Raw genomic sequence first — 16,939 nt, forward strand, 5'->3', positions numbered from 1 at the left:
AAACGATGTTATGATCTTCGTTTACAAAGTTACTATTTTTCGGGAGCTTGTACAAATTGTTCATCCCTTTTGCGGTAAATATTGGCGGATACTAAAATTAGAGTCGGTTTAATTTTTTCAGGGCTCTGAATTTAAACCGGTACATCTTCAAAATAGGAAAGAGAGCGTCGTATTTTTCGAATTTTTTCCGGTATTCCAACAGCTCTTCTCGTTTCGTGATCCGGTAGAGCACTTCTATTTGCAAAAGGACTAAGCGAAGATAACTGATGGTGCAGGGGTCGTCTTTCGGATAACCGGGTACTTCGCAACGATTGAAACGCAACCAAAATCCCATGTCAAACGAGGGAAGTTGACGAATTAATCCCTCTACTCCCTCGTTAAAAAGGCGAAGAGCTAAACGGTTGTATTCCGCCAACCGCCCGTCGCCCGTCGCCCGGACGAAGTCGTATAAACCGAACAATGAAAAGCCGTGCCCGTCCAGTACCCGGGTAGGACGGGCCGCCACGTACTCTTCATAAAATGTCTCTTGTATATTCCGGTCTACCGCCACGCCTCCCTCTGAAATATCTTTCGTGAAAGGTATCAATGCTTTGGAGGCGGTTGCGAGGTATTTTTCTTCTCCGGTGATTTGCCATGCTCTCAGGAGGATGGAGATGCCCCGGCTTTGGGCAAAAGCCGATTTCCAGGGTTTGAATACTTGAAATTCCGGTTTGGGAACCTCGGTCAGCCAATAGGTACCGAGGTCGTTGTCCGTTACGGCGTGAGTTTGAAACCAATCGGCAATATTCAGGAACAGTTGTTTCTTCACTTCTTGCCGGGTCGAAAGCCACGAGTGGAAGACGGCTAATCCGTATTGTCCGATGGTAATCGGGTAATAATGCAGTTGTCGTTTTTCGACATCGATATAACTGGTATTGATGGGTACTCCTTTTTCATCGAACGAGTGAATGAGCCGATTCAGTCTGGAGAGATTCTCTTCGAATTTGAAATAGTAACCGGACAACAAAGGGGTAGTATTCTCTTGGTTTATCTTCAGGTGTTTGTTACCGTTCAGGTCCCGAAGGAATTTGCGAAACATGAATGTAATTTTCTTTAGTTGCATATTAATCAATGAATTGGCTTAGTCGGGCGGTTAATGTTTGTCTTGAATATCGAGAGATTTTTTCCGAGTCTCCTTGGAATTCCGGTTGTGTGTATGCCGTCGATATGAATTTTTTGATACCTTCTTTATCATGGAAAGAGAGGGTTATTCCGGAACGACAATCCCGGATGATCTTGCCCGCCATACTCTCCCTATCTTCTATACAGAGAATCGGCGTTCGGGCCGCCAGGTATTCAAACAGTTTTCCCGGCATATGTCCCTCGTTTTGATTCGTATGATGGAAGATTAATAATAGAAGTTGTGATTCGATCAACTCTCTTACGGCTCTTTCGTGGGGTATAAATCCGGTAAATACGGCTTTTATATTCTTTTTTGAAGTAATGTATGCCTTGTGTTCTTCACTTACTTTACCTACGAATTGTAAAACGATTTTTTTTTCCGGATAGAGTTCCGCAACGGCATCGATAAAGGGTTGAACTGGATAAGAGGAAGCCAATGTTCCGGCATAAGTAATCGTGAACTCCTCTTTTTTATTGGCTCCCTCTGTTTTAAAATCTTCTTCGTCAAAGCCGTTGGTTAATACGTGTATCTTTTCGGGAATGATTTTAGAGCTTTTACAGACGAGTTTCTCTTTGATGAAATTGGCGGTTAATACAATATCGCTTTTTTCTAATACCTCCCTTTCGTAAGCCTTGTCAATGGCTTGTGCTATACGGGTGGGGTATAGGTCATGATAGTAGTAGATATCTGTCCATGGATCCCTGAAGTCGGCTATCCATTTTATGTTTTTGTTTTTCTTTAATTTCAGGCCGATCAGGTGGGTGGACATCGGGGGACCGGTTGTGATGACCGTTTGGATGTTGTATTTTTCGATCAGCTCTACGGCTTTAGCATAGGCATATTTATTCCACCCCTTTCGGGCGTCGGGTAAAAAAAAATTTCCTCTGATAAAGCGGGCTACTTTTTGTCTAAAACGCGGTTTCCCCTCGTTGACAAAACCGCTGTAAGGAGCTGTTTTAGCGCGTGTGATTTTTTTGTATAATGAATATAATCCTTTTGCCGTTGTCTTGTATACCAATATGTTAGGATCAACATCTTTCTGTAAAGTAGGGTCTTGTATGGGGTATTCTGCTTTGTGCGGATCAACAGTTAAGATGACGGGTATGACTTCCGAAGTCGGCAGATATTTTGCAAATTTCAGCCAGCGTTGAACGCCGGGCCCTCCCGCGGGAGGCCAATAGTAAGTAATTACCAATACTTTTTTTATTTTTGTATGCTGTTGCGTCATGAGGATCTGCATTAACTTTTTTACAAAAATAGTGTTTTTTCGGAAACAGAGTGAATTGGAGAGAAGATAAGACGGCAATAGAGATTTGAAAAATGAGAAATAATGAAAAGATTCGGTTTTGCGTGGAAACCAATAGGGGGAATTTTTGTTCGTAATTTCTATTTTATAGTAGTACTTCTGTTGTTTAATTTTTCTACAGGGGCTTGGATGAATGCGGAACGGGAGATAGGAATATCCATATATACCAAATGGGTGCATGGATTTATCAATGCCTTTCTTGTTTGTTATCTATTGGGTGCTTTTCGGGAATTCGTCTCTTCTGTTTGGTTAAAGAGAGTATATACGGGTGTCGTAATTTTTTTATCCGGCCTATTGTTCGTGTGCGAGTGCTTTACGCTTTATTATTATAAAAGTGGATTTGTTCCTTCAATCGTTTTACCGTTATTAGCCACGAACCCGGAAGAGGCGAACGAGTTTTTTCAAATGTATGGGGGTGTGAAGTGGCTGGCTGGTGGGAGTATTGTTCTTGTCATGGCCTGTTGGATATCGACGTTTTCTTTGAAAAGCATCTCTTCCCGTTCTCTTTCCCGGATAGGTAAATTCGTTGCATTACTTTTATTGGCGGGCATTCTGGCGATGATATATCGTCAGAACAAGACCCCGTTGTTTAAGACAATGGTTCCGATTCAGCGTTTATGGGTTTCTCAGCGAATGGTACGTGACGAGATGAAGGTTTGTAACAGTTTAATGAAACAGGTAAGTAGTAATCCGGTAATTACCCGAAACGAACCCGATATAGAAGATATCGTTCTTATTTTAGGAGAATCTTTAGGAAGAAAATACATGGGAGTTTATGATTCTATATATCCGACGACACCTTTGTTGCGAGAATTGAAGGAACGGGGTGAGATTTATTTGTACCGGGACGTGATCAGTCCTTATGTCTCAACGATTTTATGTATTCAGTCTTTGTTTTCTTTCTATCATTACGAATCTGTTAAAGCATGGAATAAATATAATCTGTTGGTCGATGTAATGAAAAAAGCAGGGTATGAAACCATATGGATATCCAATCAGGAATCTTTTGGTGCTTATGGAAATTTGCCTGCGGTGATAGCTAAGCGTAGCGATGTGACTATTTTTAATCATACCAGGAGTTCCTTTGAACATTGTTACGGGGATTTTGACGAAGAGCTGCTGCCTATTATAGACGATCAATTGCAGAAAAACCCGAATCGGAATTTTTGGGTTATCCACCTGATGGGGTCTCATGGTAATTATCGGCATCGTTATCCGGAAGAGTATGCCCGGTTTAAAGCCGACGATGTGACTTGGTTAGAAGAAGAAGAAAAGAAAGAGGTATTGGCGTCCTATTTGAACACGATTCTTTATAATGACCATGTCGTTTACGAAATATTAGAGCGTTTCAGGGAGAGAAAAGCGGTGATCGTTTACCTTTCCGATCATGGAGAAGAGTTATTTGAACGTCGGGATTTTTCGGGGCATACAGAGACTGATCCGAGCAGATATATGGTTGAGATTCCTTTTTTGATTTGGTGTTCTCCCCTTTATAAGGAGATGGAATCTCAAAAAGTAGGACAGATCGCCGCTTCGGTTAAAAGACCTTATATGACAGATGATTTGATTCATACGATTTTGGATTTGGCGAATATCGGGACCACGGATTTCGATAGTACCAGAAGCGTAGTTAATCCGGCTTTTAATATAAAAAGGAAGCGAATAGTCAGTCGGATTGATTATGATAGGTTAAAAGCGGTAAGAGAGTAGTTCCGGGTGAATGGTTGGCCGATTCAAGATCTTCCGAGAGACATGCTATAAAAAAAACTGCCTGGTTTCAGGCAGTTTTTTTCACTTTAAGTTTGTTTGTTTGGGTTACTAATAGAATTTGTATCTTGAATCAACAACTCCAGCCTTTTTCACTAATGAAGGAAGTAATTGATAATTTACCCGATAGAAATTAGTTTGTAACATACTTGCTTTAGCCTGAGCAATCTGTTCAGGAGTCACTTCGTTTACATGTTTTGTATTAACCGTGACAATATAGACCCCCTGATTGCCGATGATCGGTTTGGATATTTCCCCCTCGTTCATAGCTACAGCTTCGGCAATGACCTTGGGTTCGATTCCGGCTCCCGGTAATTGAACGGAATTGAAGTTAACATCGTTTGCGTCTACTACTTCGGCTTTAGCTTTTTGGGCTATGGAGAGTAAGCTTTGGCTTCCGCTCATGTCTTTTTCCAATTCTTTAGCGATGATTTCACCTTTCTTTTGGCGAATCAACTCTCTTTTAATGAGGCTTGCAACGCTATTCAGCGGGGCGATGCCTTCTTTTTGTATCTCTGTCAAAACGGCTACCGTAAACTTATTGCCACTTTCGAAGATCGGTGATTTTTCTTTTGTCAGCAATACGTTACCGGTTTTATCCGTTAGATAAGCCTCGCGGATAATCTCTCTGGCATTATCCATACCCGGGATTGTTTTATCGTTTTTACCCAGATTGGCAATCCTTTTTGTTTGTTTGTGATCGGTAACGGCAGTTTCGAAGTCTGTTATCGTGGTTACATTATTAACGAATACGCGGGCATCGTTATAGATGTTATTGATGGTCTGCTGAGACGGAGTGATTTCTTTGCTTATAATTCCTACTAATACCTTTTCTTCCGGTTTTGATCTGTCGGTTACTTGTACGATATGGTAACCATATTGTGTTTTAACTGTTTTGATTTCGTTTTTATTGGCAAAGAACACGGTATCACTAAACGGTTGGATCATGGCATTTTGGGTGAACCATCCCAAATCCCCACCATTGATGGCGGAATTTTGATCTGCCGAGTAGCGTTTGGCAATAGCTTCGAAATCGGCTCCTTTACGTAAAGCTCCGGCTAAGCTATCTGCTAATTTCTCAGCTGCCTGAACAGATCTTCCGTTCTCCGGTACGATCAGGATATGACGGGCTTTAACCGAATCCGGTAACATTCTGCGATCGGCTACCCGTGCGATGTTATAGGCTTGATCTTTTAGATAAGGACCGAATACGCCGTTGTTTTTTTCGACAAAGATAAAATCATCCAATTCACTGTATCCGAGCTCTCCTTTTTTCAGGTAAGCGGTCGGAAATCTTTTTTCGGAAGAGAGAGTGGCGAATTCAATAACGTTTGGAGCCGAAGCAAATTCGTCTTTTAATGAGTTTACCCACTCTTCTGTCTCTTTGATGTCTTCAGGCGAGGCGGTAATATCGAAGCTGACATACGCGATTCGTCTGCTTTCCGGTACTTGGAACAGGTATTGATGCGAGTTGTAATAATCTTTGATTTCGTTGGAAGTAACGGTTATGGAAGAATCACTGATGGTATTGTAGCTTTTCAAAATGTAGCTGATATCGACCGTCGTTGCCGCATTCTCCAAAAAGTTTTTAGCAAAAGCGTCTGTAACGTATAACCCTCTTGTTAATAATATATTGTATTTACTTTGTTTTCTGGCGGTTGCTATCTGCTCTTCCATATTCAACCAGTAGGCTTTTTGTGGAGTACCCGCCGGAGCTTCGATCAATTGTTTGATAACCAAGCGAGCCCGATCTTTATCTACCTGTCCTGTTTGAGGATCTGCAAATAATTGTTGGACGGCCGGGTTCATATTGTCTCCGAGAAGAAGGTCGTATAGTTCGTCTCCGCTCAGGCCCATCCCGATATTTTCATATTCTTTTTCCATGATGGCGTTGGTAACAATCTGTTGCCACGTATTTTCACGGATCATCTGTTGTTGGTCTTCCGATAAGGCGGAAATGCCATTCATGGATTTTACCATTTCCTCATTTTTAGTGATTTTTTGCTGGTATTCCTGAATGCTGATGGATTCTCCCGCTATTTCTCCTACCTTGTTTCTGGAGCGATTCATAATGCTGGCACCAGAGCTTAAAGCATCTCCAACAATGAAAGCCACGAGGGCTAAACCAATCACGATACTAACAAGTATTCCACCGCGATTTCTAATTTTTTGTAACGTTGCCATTTATATTAAATTTTAATGTTTTTACACACGATTAATCTATTTTTTCGAGCGTACGAATATATAAAATGGATCGCTTTTTTGCAAATAAATTTTATGTTGTCGCTCGTCTATTGCTATTCCTTCTTTTTTGTTGATTTTTTAGGTGTTTTTGACGCTGCTTTACTATTAGTTTTCGTCGTTGCTTTTTTTGTTGTCTTCTTTTTGGAATCTCCGCTCTTTTCGATGATTTCCATACACTCCTCCTGCGTCAGTAGAGCTGCGTCTTTCCCTTTGGGTATTTTGTAATTGATTTTGTTGTAAGCGATATAGGGTCCGAAGCGGCCGTTTAAAATCTGTACTCCGTTTTCAAACACGTTGATTTGCCGATTTTTTTCAACCTCTCTTTTCTCGTTAATGCGTTCGATGGCTGTATCCAACGTGATGGTTCCGGGATCGTCAATACTCTTTTTCAGAGATACGAATAGTTGGTCATGTTTGATGTAAGGACCAAAACGACCCATGGCAACGGAAACGGGTTTCTCTTCATAGGTGCCGAGTATTCTCGGAAATTTGAAAAGAGCTAATGCTTCTTCTAACGTAATGGTCTCCATGAGCTGCCCTTTTAATAGACTGGCATAACGCACATGTTCACCCTCTCCGATTTGTGCCACCGGCCCGAAGCGGCCGATACGAACCGATACGTTTTCTCCTGTTTGAGGATCTGTCCCGAGCGTACGGGCTCCGGTATTACGCTCCGATTCTTTCAATGTCTTTTCCACGTTCGTGTGGAAAGGTGTGTAAAATGTCCCGATCATAGATTGCCATCCCACTTCTCCCTCTGCAATATGGTCAAGTGCCTCCTCTGCTTTAGCCGTGAAATTGTAGTCCATGATGTTGGTAAAATAATTGGATAGGAAGTCGGTGACAACCATCCCGATATCCGAAGGAAATAATTTTTTCTTTTCGCTACCGAAAAGACGGGTTAACGTATGCTTCTTTATGTCGTTACCTTTTAATTCGAAGTTTTGAATTTGACGTTCGATACCTTCCCTGCTCTCTTTAATGATATAACCCCGGTTTTGGATAGTCGTAATAGTCGGGGCATAAGTGGAAGGACGTCCGATTCCCAGAGTTTCCATCTTTTTAACGAGGCTGGCTTCCGTATAACGGGGCGGGTGCATCGTGTATTGTTCTATGGCTTCTATTTTTGTTCTTTCTAAGCGGTCTCCTTTGTGAAGCGGCGGAAGCAAATCGTTTTTCTCGTCTTCTTTCTCGTCATCTTGCGACTCCATGTATACTTTTAAAAATCCGTCGAATTGAATGACTTCTCCCGTTGCAGTAAAGATTTGCGGGAGCGAAGAGATATGAATGGGGATGGTCGTTTTTTCCAATTCGGCATCTGCCATTTGGGAAGCCAGCATGCGTTTGCGAATCAGAGTATAGAGTTGCTGTTCGTTACGATCTCCGTCAATTTCTTCTTTGTCAATGTAAGTCGGCCGGATGGCTTCATGTGCCTCTTGTGCGCCTTTGGTTTTTGTCGCGTAATTTCTGGGCTTTGAATATTTTTCGCCCAGAGAGCTTATAATGACGCTTTTAGCTGAATGAATAGCCAATTGGGAAAGATTCACGGAATCTGTTCTCATATAGGTGATATGTCCGTGTTCGTATAATTTTTGAGCGACGGCCATCGTTTGTGAAACGGAAAAACCTAATTTCCGGGAAGCCTCCTGTTGCAGGGTGGAGGTTGTAAAAGGAGGAGCCGGTTTCCGGGTTGTCGGTTTGGTTTCTACTTCTCCTACGGTAAAATCAGAAGATTTACAAGCTTCTAAAAATCGAAGGGTAGTTTCTTCCGTTGAAAAACGTTCGGATAATTCGGCTTTTAGAGAAATCTGTTTACCTTCGGAGTCTTTCGTGTTAAACTGTCCGGAAACCTTATAGTATTTTTGTTCGGTAAAATGATTGATTTCTCGTTCTCTCTCCACGATAAGTTTTACGGCGACGGATTGAACGCGTCCGGCAGAGAGCGAAGGTTTAACCTTTTTCCAAAGTACGGGGGAAACTTCGAACCCCACAAGCCGATCCAATACCCGACGAGCTTGTTGAGCATCGACTAAGTTTTTATCTATGTTTCTTGGATTTTCGATAGCATGTAAAATGGCATCTTTGGTAATCTCATGAAAAACGATGCGTTTCGTGTTTTCGCTTTTTAGATCTAATACTTCAAACAAATGCCAGGCGATGGCTTCTCCTTCCCGGTCCTCATCGGAAGCTAACCATACAGTTTTGGCTTCTTTTGCTAATTGCTTTAATTCTTTAACAATAGCTTTTTTGTCTGCGGATATCTCGTATTTAGGCTGAAAATTGTTTTCAATATCGATACCTAAATCTTTTTTTTCCAAATCTCGAATGTGGCCGAAACTGGATTTTACTATATAATTATTTCCTAAAAAACGTTCGATGGTCTTGGCTTTCGCCGGAGACTCCACTATTACTAAATTTTCAATCATAGATGATTCCTTTATCTCTGGCCTTGAGGCACAGAATTATCGCTTTCTCAAGCGGTTCACTCTGAATTTAGGCTGCAAACTTACGTAAAACAATTGAAAGTTGAAAAATGAAAATGAATATTTTCCGTGAAAATCCCCTGAAGAGATTGAATGCCTGATCTTAACGCTCTGTTTTAACCGGTTTTATTCAAGCCGTTTCTTATTTCGTCGAGAAAAATTTGCGGTAAAAAATAATTAATATAAGTACGCCGATCGTAATGTAAGAATCGGCCAGATTGAAAACCGGGCGGAAAAATTCAAAATAGGTGTTGCCCCAGAAGGGAATCCACTCGGGTAACCAACCGCGATACAGAGGGAAGTACAACATGTCTACCACTCGTCCGTGCAGGAAAGAGGAGTAGCCTCCTTCGCTCGGGAAAAGGGTTGCCACTTGGGAAAAACTTTCATTAAAGATCATACCGTAAAACATGCTGTCGATGATGTTGCCTATGGCTCCGCAAAAGATCAAAGCAAAAGAAAAAACGACCCCTTGAGGGGCTTTTTGTTTCATTAGATGACGAATATACCAACCGATACCGATTACGGCAACGATACGAAAGATACTTAATACGGTTTTTCCCCATTTACCTCCTCCCAACTCCATTCCGAAAGCCATCCCATTGTTCTCGACGAAAAGAATCTTGAACCAGTTTCCGAAAACGTTGAACGAGTCACCGAGCTGCATATGTGTTTTAACCCAGATTTTGACAACTTGATCGATGATCAGCAATAGGATAATAAACAGTATTAATTTCTTCTGACTTGTCATTTTTTCATTTGAATTTGATATTGAAATTGAAAAAACCAAGTGAAGAAACCAGGTCCCTTCACTTTTTATTTTTCAATATGAATTTCCGGTGTGCTTAGGAGTCTTGTCCCATTTTCGCATCCATACTAAGTGTCGCATGAGGAACAGCGCGTAATCTTTCCTTTGAAATCAACTTTCCTGTTACCCGGCAGATACCGTAAGTTTTATTTTCTATGCGTACCAATGCAGCCTCCAGATGAGCAATAAATTTTGCTTGTCTTTGAGCTAAACGCCCGGCTTCCTCCTTGGAGAGTACGGAGGCCCCTTCTTCCAAAACCTTGAAGGTCGGAGAGGTATCGGCTATATCGTTTCCATCGCTGCCAGAGATTACGGCCTTTAGAACGTCGTAATCTTTTTTAGCCTTTTCGAGTTTCTCGAGAATTAATTCTTTAAATTCCTGTAACTCTTCATCCGAATATCTTGTCTTTTCTGACATAGTAATAAAGTTTTTGTCTAAGTTAATAAAAAATTCCCTGATGGCTCTCCATTGCGGTAAAATATCCACTTTTACTCTATTTACGAGCGAGAGGTTACATCCGTTGAATTTTTATGAATGTACGGATATCGTCAATTTCGATTGCCTGAACGTCTTCTCCGGCTGATTCCGTTAATGTTATGTTTTCTGCCAGTACCTGACTGGAAATATAATCTTTGAAATGCAATACGGCATCGTTGATTTGTTCGTGTTTCCCGATTTGCAAGTCGATTTTGTCTGTTACATTAAAATTACTGTCTTTCCGGAGGTTTTGAATCCGGTTGATCAGTTCGCGGGCAATTCCCTCTTCCTTCAGCTCTTGCGTCAGATTTACGTCCAAAGCAACAGTCAGACGACCCTCGTTGGCTACTAACCATCCCGGAATATCTTCTGAAAGAATTTCTACATCTTCCAATGTTAATTCAACGGCTGTTTCTCCCACTTGTAAAGAAAAAGAGCCCTGTTTTTCGAAATTGTAGATGTCACTTTGTGTCATGGCCCCTACTAAAGCCGAAATTTGTTTCATGTACTTCCCGTATTTCGGTCCCAGGGTTTTAAAATTCGGTTTGATTTTCTTGATTAAGATACCGGCCGTATCCGTGATGTATTCGATCTCTTTTACGTTCACTTCCGAGAGTATGATATTTTTTACGGCCTCCAGCTGGGTTGTCATCTCTCCATTTAAGATGGGAATCAATAATTTACCTAACGGTTGTCTTACCCGGATTTGGACTTTTCTTCTTAAACCCAAGACCATGGAGGAAATTTGCTGTGCCATCTCCATTCGCTCTTCCAGTTGTTTGTCGATCATACTCGGATCAGCGATCGGGAAGGTTGCCAAATGTACGTTCGTTTGATAACGGCCTGTAGCTTGATTCAGATCGGCAAAAAGACGGTCCATGTAAAATGGAGCTATCGGGGCCGACAGCAAGGCTACCGTTTCGAGACAGGTATAAAGCGTCTGGTAAGCGGAAATCTTATCTTTCGTATAATCGCCTCCCCAATAGCGTTTCCGGGATAAACGGACATACCAATTGGAAAGATTTTCAATCACAAAATCCTGTATGGCCCGTCCGGCTCGCGTCGGCTCGTATTTCTCGTATGCCTCCGTCACCTCCTGGATTAACGTGTTCAATAGAGATAAAATCCAGCGATCGATTTCGGGACGTTCGTTAAGATCTATATCCGTTTCCGCGTAAGTGAATTCATCAATGTTGGCGTACAAGGCAAAAAAGCTGTACGTGTTGTATAAAGTCCCGAAGAATTTCCGTTTCACTTCCTCTACTCCGGTAATATCGAATTTCAGATTATCCCACGGCTGGGAGTTGGTGATCATATACCAACGTAAAGCATCTGATCCCTGTTTTTCAATGGTTGCGAACGGGTCGACTGCGTTGCCCAAACGTTTGGACATCTTGTTGCCCTTGGCATCCAGTACCAGTCCGTTTGAAATGATATTCTTAAAGGCCACGGAGTCAAATACCATCGTGGCAATGGCATGTAATGTGAAAAACCAGCCCCGCGTTTGATCTACCCCTTCGGCAATAAAATCTGCCGGAAACCGATAGCGGTTATCGATGGCCTCCCGATTTTCAAAAGGGTAATGCAATTGGGCATAAGGCATGGCTCCGGAATCAAACCAGACGTCGATCAGGTCTTTTTCCCGGAACATTCGTTGTCCTGTCGGAGAAACCAGTATAATCTCATCTACGTAAGGACGATGAAGATCAATTTTATCGTAATTAGCATCGGAGTAATCACCGGGAATAAAATCCTTAAATGGATTTTCTTTCATAAAACCGGCTTGGATAGCGCGTTCGATCTCCTCTATTAACTCTTTCACGGAGCCGATGCATATCTGCTCTGTTCCGTCTTCGCTAATCCATATGGGAAGGGGAGTTCCCCAATAACGAGATCTGGATAAATTCCAGTCTACGAGGTTCTCCAACCATTTCCCGAATCTTCCTTCTCCTGTGCTGGCGGGTTTCCAATTGATGGTTTTATTCAATTCGATCATCCGTTCTTTTACAGCTGTCGTTTTGATAAACCATGAATCCAAAGGATAGTAGAGTACCGGTTTATCCGTACGCCAGCAGTGCGGATAATTATGCTCGTGCTTTTCAACTTTAAATGCTTTGTTCTCCCGTTTGAGCATGACGGATAGATCGATGTCTAATGTGGTATCGTCTTCCGAAAGATTGGGATCATAGGCATTTTTTACAAAACGTCCGGCGTAATTGCTGTATGATGTAACATCAATGTTATTTTTGATAAAGTCAGGATCTATTTCGTCAAGGAGAAAAAGTTTCCCCTGTTTGTCTACCATGGGTTGTCTGTTTCCCTCTTTGTCTATGAGCAACATTGGAGAGATGCCGGAAATTTTAGCTACCCGGTCGTCATCGGCACCGAAAGTAGGGGCGATATGTACTATCCCCGTGCCGTCTTCGGTCGTCACGTAATCCCCCAGAATAACCCGGAAAGCGTCTCCTAACGGCTTCATCCACGGTATTAATTGTTCGTAACGTATTCCTTCCAAATCCGGTCCCTTAAATCGGTTTACGATTCGGTAAGGAATTAATTTGTCACCTTCTTTATACTCTTCCAAAGCGATAGATTCCGCTTTTTTATTAAAAAAGCTGTTGAACCGCTCTTCGGCTATTATGACCGTGATCGGCTGGAAAGTATACGGGTTGTATGTTTTTATTTCAAGATAAGTTATATTTGGTCCGACAGCCAAGGCCGTGTTTGAAGGTAATGTCCATGGAGTTGTCGTCCAGGCAAGGAAATAGACCTGATCACTATGAGCGAATAGTTTTTCGGATTTCGCATCGCGAACGACCTTAAACTGGGCGACACAGGTGGTATCCTTAACGTCGCGGTAACAACCGGGCTGATTTAATTCATGCGTGCTTAACCCTGTTCCAGCGGCCGGAGAGTAGGGCTGGATCGTGTATCCTTTATAGAGCAATCCTTTTTCATACAATTGCTTCAATAGATACCATAAAGTTTCGATATAGCGGTTATCATAGGTGATATACGGGTTGTGCATATCTACCCAGTACCCCATCTTTTGGGTCAAATCTTCCCATTCGCGGGTATATTTCATCACGTCTTCCCGGCAAGCTTTGTTATAGTCTGCCACGGAGATCGTTTTGCCGATGTTTTCTTTAGTGATGCCGAGCTTTTTCTCGACGCCCAATTCGACGGGTAAACCGTGGGTATCCCATCCGGCTTTACGCTCCACGTAAAAGCCCTGTAAGGTTTTGTAACGGCAGACTACATCCTTGATCGTTCTCGCCATTACATGGTGAATGCCAGGCATGCCGTTGGCGGAAGGAGGCCCTTCGTAAAAAACGAAAGAGGGATTTCCTTCGCGGGTTTTCAGACTTTCCTCAAATGTTTTGTTTTCTTCCCACTCCTTCAGTACTTCCTGATTGATCCGGGAGAGATCCAAACTTTTATATTCATGGAATTTTTTGTCCATTTTGGTCACTGATTTTTATAGTTATTGTTCGCATCTGAAAAATCAAGTTGCAAATATATCATTTTCTTAGGAAAGAAAAACAGACTTTTCTCTCTTTCTTGTATAAAAATGGGATTTGATAGAATACTATTCTTCTATTTTTGAGCGTTTTCGTCAACGGGAGCTACTCCTTCCGGTTGAAATTCGAATAATAATGTGGGTAATTGCTTATCCGTATTTTTCCCGAATTGAACGATCGGTCGGAAGTATTCCGGGTAATATTTTGCCGCAAGTGGATAGATCGTGACATAGCCGTGACGGAACCATCTGTCTATAATCACGTGAGTGATGCCCTCTTTTTTAAAGTTATTGAAAATAACTTCGGGTTTTCCGTACTGAGGGAAGGAAACCGCTTTTCTTCCGGATGAAAACAGATAGAAGAGTTCCGGTTTCCGACAAGCAATACGAGCCTCTTCCGGTAAGTTCTTTTTACACCATTGAATGGCATATACGTATTCGATGAAGGCTTCCGGGGCAATCCGTTCGTTCCAGACTTTAAAGGTAGCCAGTTTCCGTTGTGTTTCCAATGCTTGAGAATATTTTGGAAACATAAAAAATACGATGAACAGGACGAGTGCTCCTGTCGGGATGAATTCCCTGTATTTGTACTTGAAATTAGGGTAGGATGATAAAAGATAGGCGACAAAAGAGATACATCCGTTGAGAAAAAGAAAAATCAATAAAGGGATGATTCCGATCATATAACGGTGTCCGGCATACTGTTCCGGCCAGAAAAGTAGAACCGCCATGGTAATTCCTAAATAGAGGGATAATAGTAACCTGTATTTTTTCAATCGGCTTAATCCGAAAATAATTAAAGCGATGACACAAAAACCCCGGACCCATCCCATGGAGTTCGTTGTTTGACGGTCGTAATCAAATGGCCAGATGGCGGAAGGAATCCATTTCACGGAATAACTGGTTATGTTGTTTTGAATCCTGGTGGCCCAATCGGAGAATGTCGTCATCTGTTCACCTTTGGGCTTTTTCCTGAAATCATTGAGGTAATCGCTATGTACGACCCCGTGACTTCGGTTGCGTATGTCCCATCCGATTTTGGAACAAGAGAAAGACCCGACTAAAATAAGAAGAATCAATACGTTGCTTATTACGCGTCGTTTGTTTGTTTTTGTCAGATAGGGATTTTCGTCTTGTCGTTTTTCGCGGATATAGGTAATGGTGCGTTGAATGCAAATAATCGTGAAATAGATCATGAATGCCAGAATGATAGAAGCTCCCATCGTTCTGACAAAATAGATATAGTTCAAACATACGATCAGCAGGATAAATAACAGGATTTGGGATTTGGGCCTTTCTCCTCCGAAGAGATTATCGGTATGAACCAAACTGAGCAGGTACAGGGCGGCTATCGACAGGCTGGTAAATAGCATTTCGCTCATGACGATGGTCGAATAGCGTAGGAGTTCGGGTTGCATACAGCAAAGTAAGCAGGTTCCCAATGCCAGAAGGATGGAGTCGGATATTTTCCGTATGAATAGAAATAGGAATAAAATGGCGAAGAAAAAGAGAACTCCGTTAGCCATCTTTAAAGAAACATAAGAGTGAAAAACGGATAACACGGTAGCCGTGAACAACGGATAACCGGGAGGGAAGTGGGTATGCGGACTTTCTTCAAAACCCATAATGTTGGTATATCCTTTTCCTTCGGCAAGTGCTTTCCCCAAGGCGTAGTAATAGACGTTATCTCCGTTTAGGTCCGGTTTGTAATCGAAAATTTTTCCGTAATTAAAAGCAAAAACGATACCGATCAGGCAGATGCATAGATAAGTCTGTACTTTTGTATTGATTTTGTTGAGAACACTTGTCATGATGTTTTTGATTTTAATTGTGTAAGACAAATTGTGCCGTGATGCGGCTTCGCTGTTCAACCAGGATGGGCTGCCGACCGATGATTTCCTGTATGCAATTTTCTGTGTAATGTCGAATGGTAATCAGTTTTACGTCCCGATTGTACAATACCTCGTACTCTTTTTGCAGTTCTTTGATAAAATCGGTAAGGATCGCCTCGTGGTTATCGATGCAGAACGAGAAGCTGATGGCCGAATTTTGCATCAGGTTCAGCTTTAATTTGTATTTTGCCAGGATCCCGAAAATCTGACTTAATTTCTCTTCGGCAATGAAGGAGAAATCTCGTGGTGTAAGAGTCAGTAAGAGCTGATTCTCTTTGTTGATGTATATAGGCGGAAGGCTCAGCCGTTCTTCCAGTTCTTGAATAACGGTTCCTTCTGTACCCGGGAACAGAAAAGATTTCACGTAGAGGGGTATCTGCTTGTTTTGTATGGGTTTAATGGTCTTGGGATGAATTACTTTTGCCCCGAAGTGGGATAGTTCGATAGCCTCTTTGTAAGACATCCGATGTATGACTTCGGCTTGCGCGTACTCTTTCGGGTCCGCGTTCATGACGCCTGGAACGTCTTTCCAGATGGTGACATCTTCCGCATCCAGAAGATTGGCTAATAAAGCGGCCGTGTAATCGGATCCTTCCCGTCCCAAGGTCGTCGTTTGATTGATTTTTGTTCCGGCGATAAATCCTTGGGTTACGTATAGGGAAGTTGCCGAAAAGGTGAAAGTTTCTTTACAGAACTTTTCCGAAAGTGTTAAATCGATATTGGCATTCCGGTAATTTTGATCCGATTTTAGGACTTTCCGAATGTCAATGAATTGATTTTTTAATCCTGCCGTTTGTAAATAATCGGAAACGATAGTAGTGGAAAGAAGCTCTCCGAAACAGATGATCCGGTCGTACTCGTAGTCGTAACATAGGGAGGATTCTTCGGATAACATGTTTTGAAGAGCATTGAACCATTTTTCCATGTGCCTGTATACCGGATCATCTATCGGGAATAGTTGATTGACGATCTCCTGATGGTATTTTTTCAACTCATTCAAAACAACCCATAGTTGTGGATCTTTGTGAAAATAGGCATTGCACAAAACTTCCAGGTGATTTGTCGTTTTTCCCATCGCCGATACGACCACAATCAAATTTTCCCTTTGTTCTTGTATAATGGAAGCTAAGTTCCGGACTCCTTCTGCATCTTTTACGGAAGCACCACCGAATTTGAATATTTTCATTCATCAAAAAATTAGTTCGAGACAAAAATAATAAAATAGGCAATAAACTGGGTAAACTTTTTAAATTAAAGATTATAACCTATATTTGCAGAA

General features: G+C 41.9%; 10 protein-coding genes. 1 reads left to right on the forward strand and 9 read right to left on the reverse strand.

Annotated elements, in window-relative coordinates; all coding sequences use genetic code 11:
- Window positions 1-97: 97 nt before the first annotated feature.
- Window positions 98-1,078 carry a D-glucuronyl C5-epimerase family protein gene (locus BN3283_RS13410; protein WP_059026977.1) on the reverse strand — a complete coding sequence of 327 codons (981 nt, stop codon included), beginning with the start codon at window positions 1,076-1,078 and terminating at the stop codon, window positions 98-100.
- Window positions 1,079-1,103: 25 nt separating this feature from the next.
- Complete coding sequence (locus BN3283_RS13415) at window positions 1,104-2,390, reverse strand: glycosyltransferase (protein ID WP_286137678.1); 1,287 nt, start codon at window positions 2,388-2,390, stop codon at window positions 1,104-1,106.
- A 102-nt stretch (window positions 2,391-2,492) separates the two neighbouring features.
- Here BN3283_RS13415 and BN3283_RS13420 point away from each other — a divergent pair, with 102 nt between their 5' ends.
- Entirely contained in the window at window positions 2,493-4,178 is a 1,686-nt protein-coding gene (locus BN3283_RS13420; RefSeq protein ID WP_059026981.1) for a phosphoethanolamine transferase, read from the forward strand.
- Between the two features lie 108 nt (window positions 4,179-4,286).
- Here BN3283_RS13420 and BN3283_RS13425 read toward each other — a convergent pair whose 3' ends face one another.
- From BN3283_RS13425 to BN3283_RS13455, 7 genes are all read right to left on the reverse strand, one after another.
- Window positions 4,287-6,419, reverse strand: a complete 2,133-nt coding sequence (locus tag BN3283_RS13425; protein WP_059026983.1) for a peptidylprolyl isomerase — start codon at window positions 6,417-6,419, stop codon at window positions 4,287-4,289.
- A gap of 113 nt (window positions 6,420-6,532) precedes the next feature.
- Window positions 6,533-8,905: a type I DNA topoisomerase gene (gene topA, locus BN3283_RS13430; protein ID WP_041503327.1), complete on the reverse strand. Its 2,373-nt coding sequence runs from the start codon at window positions 8,903-8,905 to the stop codon at window positions 6,533-6,535.
- Between the two features lie 199 nt (window positions 8,906-9,104).
- On the reverse strand, window positions 9,105-9,713 hold the full coding sequence (locus tag BN3283_RS13435; protein ID WP_041503328.1) for a lipoprotein signal peptidase: 609 nt from the start codon (window positions 9,711-9,713) through the stop codon (window positions 9,105-9,107).
- 94 nt (window positions 9,714-9,807) lie between these two features.
- Window positions 9,808-10,188 carry a TraR/DksA family transcriptional regulator gene (locus BN3283_RS13440; RefSeq protein ID WP_041503329.1) on the reverse strand — a complete coding sequence of 127 codons (381 nt, stop codon included), beginning with the start codon at window positions 10,186-10,188 and terminating at the stop codon, window positions 9,808-9,810.
- 94 nt (window positions 10,189-10,282) lie between these two features.
- Window positions 10,283-13,711, reverse strand: a complete 3,429-nt coding sequence (gene ileS, locus BN3283_RS13445) for an isoleucine--tRNA ligase (RefSeq protein WP_059026985.1) — start codon at window positions 13,709-13,711, stop codon at window positions 10,283-10,285.
- A gap of 134 nt (window positions 13,712-13,845) precedes the next feature.
- Window positions 13,846-15,579, reverse strand: a complete 1,734-nt coding sequence (locus BN3283_RS13450; RefSeq protein WP_059026987.1) for a hypothetical protein — start codon at window positions 15,577-15,579, stop codon at window positions 13,846-13,848.
- 13 nt (window positions 15,580-15,592) lie between these two features.
- Complete coding sequence (locus BN3283_RS13455; protein WP_059026988.1) at window positions 15,593-16,846, reverse strand: aspartate kinase; 1,254 nt, start codon at window positions 16,844-16,846, stop codon at window positions 15,593-15,595.
- Window positions 16,847-16,939 lie beyond the last annotated feature (93 nt).

Source organism: Gabonibacter massiliensis (assembly GCA_001487125.1).
Lineage (GTDB): Bacteria > Bacteroidota > Bacteroidia > Bacteroidales > Marinifilaceae > Gabonibacter > Gabonibacter massiliensis.